This is a genomic window from Sphingosinicella sp., from assembly GCF_052387495.1.
Classification (GTDB): domain Bacteria; phylum Pseudomonadota; class Alphaproteobacteria; order Sphingomonadales; family Sphingomonadaceae; genus Allosphingosinicella.
Genome location: NZ_JBQTJC010000185.1, coordinates 1 through 5,282, shown reverse-complemented (window position 1 = coordinate 5,282; position 5,282 = coordinate 1). Strand labels below are relative to the sequence as shown.

Annotated in this window: 5 protein-coding genes and 1 pseudogene; all 6 read left to right on the top strand. The window is 68.9% G+C overall.

Annotation, left to right across the window (positions count from 1 at the left end; translation table 11 throughout):
- Positions 1-980: DUF2460 domain-containing protein (locus tag ACT4N8_RS10510; RefSeq protein WP_444858077.1), on the top strand; the 980-nt coding region annotated here is incomplete at its 5' end.
- Positions 977-1,807 carry a DUF2163 domain-containing protein gene (locus ACT4N8_RS10505; protein ID WP_444858076.1) on the top strand — a complete coding sequence of 277 codons (831 nt, stop codon included), beginning with the start codon at positions 977-979 and terminating at the stop codon, positions 1,805-1,807. The genes ACT4N8_RS10510 and ACT4N8_RS10505, both read left to right, overlap by 4 nt.
- 28 nt (positions 1,808-1,835) lie before the next feature.
- The gene (locus ACT4N8_RS10500) at positions 1,836-2,231 is read left to right on the top strand and encodes a peptidoglycan endopeptidase (protein WP_444858075.1); all 396 of its coding nucleotides are present in this window, start codon (positions 1,836-1,838) and stop codon (positions 2,229-2,231) included.
- A gap of 1 nt (position 2,232) precedes the next feature.
- Complete coding sequence (locus tag ACT4N8_RS10495; RefSeq protein WP_444858074.1) at positions 2,233-4,389, top strand: GTA baseplate fiber-binding domain-containing protein; 2,157 nt, start codon at positions 2,233-2,235, stop codon at positions 4,387-4,389.
- Between the two features lie 9 nt (positions 4,390-4,398).
- Complete coding sequence (locus ACT4N8_RS10490) at positions 4,399-4,896, top strand: DUF2793 domain-containing protein (RefSeq protein WP_444858073.1); 498 nt, start codon at positions 4,399-4,401, stop codon at positions 4,894-4,896.
- Between the two features lie 195 nt (positions 4,897-5,091).
- A pseudogene (locus tag ACT4N8_RS10485) lies at positions 5,092-5,282 on the top strand (OmpA family protein); the annotation flags it as partial.

Below are 5,282 nucleotides of genomic sequence, written 5' to 3'. Positions count from 1 at the left end.
TGCTCGACGGGGCGGAGGTGAAGCGGGCGAACGTGCCATTGGGCTGGGCCGCGCCCGCTCCCGGATCGGGGTCCGGGACAGGCTTCGACGTGCTGCAGCTCGAGGATTATGACTGGGTGATTTCGGGCCGCTCGGGGCTAACCGCAGGCGCGGTGGGCGAGATGGCGGCACGGCTCGGCTACCCGGTCGCCGGGCAGCATTATTTCGCGGGCTTCGTCCTCGATGGCGAGGACGCGCATCTTTGGCCCGCGATCGCCGCGGCGGCCGATGCGGCGCGTCTGCGCGGGACGGCCGAGATCTTTGTCTGGGCGCTGCCGCAGGTGCTGCGCGACGGCTTCGTGCATTTCGAGCTGGGAGAGGGTGAGGTGGACGCTTTCGACGACGTGCGCTTTCCGATCGCGCTGGGACGGGAGGCGCGGGTCGAACCCGCTTTCTCGACCGCGATCGTCACCACCGCGGGCGGCGCGGAGCAGCGCAACGCCGAATGGGCGGACGCGCGGCTGCGCTTCGACGCCGGGCCCGGCGTGCGCGGAACGCAGGAGCTGGAGACATTGATCGCCTTCTTCCGCGCGCGGCGCGGCGCGGCGATCGCCTTCCGGTTCGAGGATCCGTTCGACCATTCGTCGAGCGGGATGGCCGGGGAACCGGCGCCGACCGACCAGGCGCTCGGCAGCGGCGACGGCGCGCGGACCGATTTCGCCCTCATCAAGCATTATGGCGATCAGTTCCGCCGGATCACGCGGCCTGTGGCGGGAAGCGTGCGGGTTGCGGTCGACGGCGTCGAGCAGCTGACCGGCTGGACGCTGGGGTCCAAGGGACTGGTGAGCTTCGAGATTCCGCCCGGCGAAGGGGAGGCGATCACGGCCGGCTTCCGCTTCGATGTCCCGGTGCGCTTCGCCGAGGATCGGCTGGAGATCAGCCGCGCGACCTTCGCGGCCGGCGAGGTTCCTTCGATCCCGCTGATCGAGGTGCGCGAATGACCGCGTTTCTGGCGAAGGAGCTGCTGACCGTCGCCCTGTGCTGGCGGCTGGAGCGGCGGGACGGCGTCGCGCTCGGCTTCACCACCCACGACCGAGATTTGGCGATCGGCGGGCTGGCCTATCGCGCGGCGCCGGGAATGCTGCCGTCGTCGATCACCCTGTCGGATGGTTTCGATCCCGACTCGCTCGACATCAAGGGCGCACTGAGCGGCGACGCGATCCGGAGCGACGACCTTGGCGCCGGGCGGTGGGACGGCGCCGCGGTGACGGTCTTCATGGTCGATTGGGAGGCGCCGGACGGGGACATCTTGCCCGTCGCGCGCGGCGAGATGGGGGAGGTTTCGCTCCGCGGCGAAGGCTTCGAGGCAGAGTTGCGGGGGCCGACGGCGGCGCTCGAACGGCCGGTGGCCGAGCAGACGTCGCCCGAATGCCGCGCCGCGCTGGGCGACAGGAGGTGCCGGGTGGACATGGCCGGACGGACGCAGCTGACGCGGATCGCCCTGGTGCTGGAGGACGAGATCTTCGAGGTGGCGGAAGCGGCGGCCGGCCCTTCGACAAGCTCAGGACTCCATGGCTATGGCCGACTGCGCTGGCTCGGCGGAGCGAACAGCGGGCTCGAAAGCGCGATCCTGCGTTCCGACGGCGTTCGGATCACCCTGCGCGAGCCGCCGGCTTATTCACCGGTGCCCGGCGATCTCGTCGAGCTTCGCGAGGGGTGCGACCGGAGCCTCGAAGCCTGCGCGGGCCGATTCGCAAATGCAGTGAACTTCCGCGGCGAGCCGCACCTGCCCGGCATCGACCTGCTGACCCGTTACCCCGGGGCCTGAGCCCCTTCGCCTTTTGAAGGATCCGGCCATGGGACTTCGGCACGACCCCGGCGCGACGGTCGTCGCGCGGGCACGCGCCCTGATCGGCGTCAGGTTCCGTCCACAGGGGCGATCGCGCGAGGCGGGTCTGGACTGCGTCGGCGTCGTGGCCGCGGCGCTCGGATTGACAGCGCCCCCGGACGATTACCGGCTGCGCACTGGATCGACCGAGCGGATATTGGCGGCGCTCCGCGCGGCGGGATTGCGCGCGGCGCCGGCGCGGCGGCCGGGCGACGTGCTGATCATGGCGTCGGGACCGGGCCAGCTTCATCTCGGCATCTGGACGGGCAGCGGGCTCGTCCATGCGGATGCGCGGCTGCGGTGCGTGGTCGAGCGGCCCGGGCCGCCGCCATGGCGCGTGCTTTCACAATGGCGGAGCGGGTGACGTGGCGACTCTGATTCTGACGGCGGTCGGCAACGCGATCGGCGGCCCGATCGGGGGTGCGGTCGGCTCGATCCTCGGCCAAAGCCTCGACCGCAACCTGCTGTTCGCGCCCAAGGCGCGGCACGGGCCCCGGCTCGGCGAGCTCGCCGTGCAGACATCGTCCTATGGCGTCCAGATCCCGAGAATTTTCGGGACGATGCGGGTGGCCGGAATCGTGATCTGGTCGACCGACCTCATCGAGACCCGCTCGACCTCCGGCGGCAAAGGACGGCCGAAGACGGTGTCCAATTCCTACTCGGCGAGCTTTGCCGTGGCCTTGTCGGCGCGGCCGATCCGGGGCGTCGGGCGGATCTGGGCTGACGGCAAGCTGCTGCGCGGCGCCGCCGGCGACTTCAAGAGCACGACCGAGTTTCGCCTCTATCCCGGCGATGAGGACCAGGCGCCCGATCCGCTCATCGCTTCGGCCGAAGGCATCGTTCAAACGCCCGCCTTCCGAGGCCTGGCCTATGCGCTGTTCGAGGATTTCCAGCTCGAGGATTACGGCAACCGGATTCCCTCGCTGACCTTCGAGGTGGAAGCCGACGAAGGGGATGTCTCGATCGGCGACATTGCGCGGGAATTGAGCGAGGGCATGATCACGACGGGGACAACGCCGACGCTCGGCGGCTATGCCGCCGGCGGCGACAGCGTTCGAACGGCGGTCGAAGGCCTCGCCGAAATCGTGCCGCTGTCGCTCGCCGACGATGGGACGGTGCTGCGGCTGACCTCGGTGGGGGAGGCGGCGCCTGTCCCGATCTCCGCGGCCGAATTGAGTGGACAACGGGAGATCGTGCGGCGCGCCGCCGGCGCGATGCCGCAGGAGGTCAGCTTCGCTTATTACGACCGGGCGCGCGACTTTCAGGCCGGGCTGCAGCGCGCGACGACCGGGGAAAGGGCGCCGCGGAGCGAGGCCCGCGCGCTTCCCGTCGCCCTGGCCGCGAACGAAGCCAAGGCGCTGGCCGAGTTCCGTCTCGCGGCACTACGCGCTGGCCGAACCAGCGCCAAGCTGACCCTGGGATGGGCGCGCGCCGGCCTGCGGCCGGGCGGGCTGGTGACGCTCGAAGGCGAGAGCGGGCTTTGGGCCATCAGGCGCGCGACGCTGGGAGCGATGGACGTCGCGCTCGAATTGCAGCGGGTGACCGGCGCGGCGCTGCCCGGCGTCGCGACGGCCAGCCCCGGCCTCGGGGGGAGTCAGCCGGACCTGCTCCACGGTCCAACCATGTTGCGGCTGCTGGAACTGCCGATCGCCGATCCGCCAGGCGACCGGGCGCTGGTCTTCGTCGCCGCGGCGGGAAGCGAGCCGGGATGGCGGCGCGCCGGCCTGCTGATGAGCTTCGACGGCGGCGAGAGCTGGGAAGAGGCCGGCATTACGGCCGCACCAGCGGTGATGGGTCACGCGGTGAGCGCGCTAGGTGCCGGCCAGTCCTGCTTGTTCGATGACTCGGCAACGGTCGACGTCGCGCTCCTGAACGAGACGATGTGGCTCGAGAATGCTTCCGACGACGCCCTGCTCGACGGCGCGAACCTGGCCTGCCTCGGCGACGAATTGATCCAGTTCGGCCGGGCGCAATGGCTTGGCGGCAACAGCTTCCGACTCTCCAGGCTCCTGCGCGCAAGGCGGGCGACCGAATGGGCGACCGGGCTGCATGCGGTCGGAGACTCCTTCACCCTGATCGAGCGGACCTCGCTCGCGGTAATCGAGATTCCGCCAGAGCGGATCGGTGGCTTGCTTACGCTTAGTGCCAAGGGGATTGGCGACGGAGAGCCCGTGGCCGCCTCGGCGGCGATTCGGGGCGACGCGCTGACGCCGCCCGCGCCCGTCCATCTTGCCGCCCTCCGCCTCGACAGCGGCGACATCGAGATCGAATGGGTGCGTCGGAGCCGCCTAGGCTGGAGCTGGACGAGCGGCATCGACACCCCGCTCGGCGAGGAGGCGGAAGCCTATCGGCTCGGCATTTCGGGCGCGGGATTCGAGCGCTCGGTTCCGCTTCACACGCCCCATTATCTCTACACCCTCGCGGCGCAGGCCGAAGACGGCGCCAGCGGACCGATTCAAATCTCGGTCAGTCAGATCGGAACGCACGCCGTGTCGCGCGAACGCGAGCTGATCCTAGAATGAGGAAATGCCATGACGGAAACCAGCGCGCGCTTTGCATTGCCCTTCATCGTCCCTGGACAGGCGCAAAAAGAGGCGTTCCACAACGAAGCGCTCGTAGCGCTGGACTGTGCGCTTCATGCGTGCGTCGAGACGGATCCCTTGGCCGATCCGCCCGTGGCTCCCGAGCCCGGCCAGAGCTGGATCGTCGCGGCGGATTCGACGGGGGCCTGGGCCGAAAAGACGGACGCGCTCGCCTGCTGGACCGCAGGCGGCTGGCGATTCATTGTCCCGCTCGCGGGAATGATCGTCTGGAACAAGGCGGCCGGCCATTGGCTTCACTGGACGGGCGGCGCCTGGGCCAATGGGGCTTGGCCGGTTTCAGCGCTCACCATCGATGGTCTGCAAGTCGTCGGAGAGCGGCTTCCGGACGTGCCAAGCCCTTCAGGCGGAACGACAATTGATGCCGAGGCGCGGTCCGCGATCGATCTGCTCATTGCGACATTAAAGTCACACGGGCTGATCGAATGACGGATCGTATGCCGCGACGCAACCGAAGGGCGTTCGCGACGTTTCCGAACCAGCCTGATATCCGCGGTTCATCTTCCCGGTGAACTGCGGCATTTGGGCAACAGGTAAGCGGTCAAGCGCGCTTGCACGCTTTGTCTCCTTACCGTAAGGAGTTCACGTCGTTCCCGTTCGGGACGCAGAAGAAAGGGGAAGATTATGCGGAAGCTCGCCATTGTTGTGGCGCTGTCGTCAACCGTGCTCGCAACTCCGGCACTTGCGCGCGATGGCGCCTGGTACGTCGGCGGCGATTTCGGTGCGATGATCGTTGAGGACATCGCGTTCGACTTCGGCGCCGGTCCGATCATTCCGACCGGCAACGAGCAGATCGAGATCGACCATGAATATGG

What these genes read in the sequence shown, in the direction of transcription:
- ACT4N8_RS10505 (WP_444858076.1), top strand. Translation starts at nt 977, where the DNA reads ATGACCGCGTTTCTGGCGAAGGAGCTGCTGACCGTCGCCCTGTGCTGG.
- ACT4N8_RS10500 (WP_444858075.1), top strand. Translation starts at nt 1,836, where the DNA reads ATGGGACTTCGGCACGACCCCGGCGCGACGGTCGTCGCGCGGGCACGC.
- ACT4N8_RS10490 (WP_444858073.1), top strand. Translation starts at nt 4,399, where the DNA reads ATGACGGAAACCAGCGCGCGCTTTGCATTGCCCTTCATCGTCCCTGGA.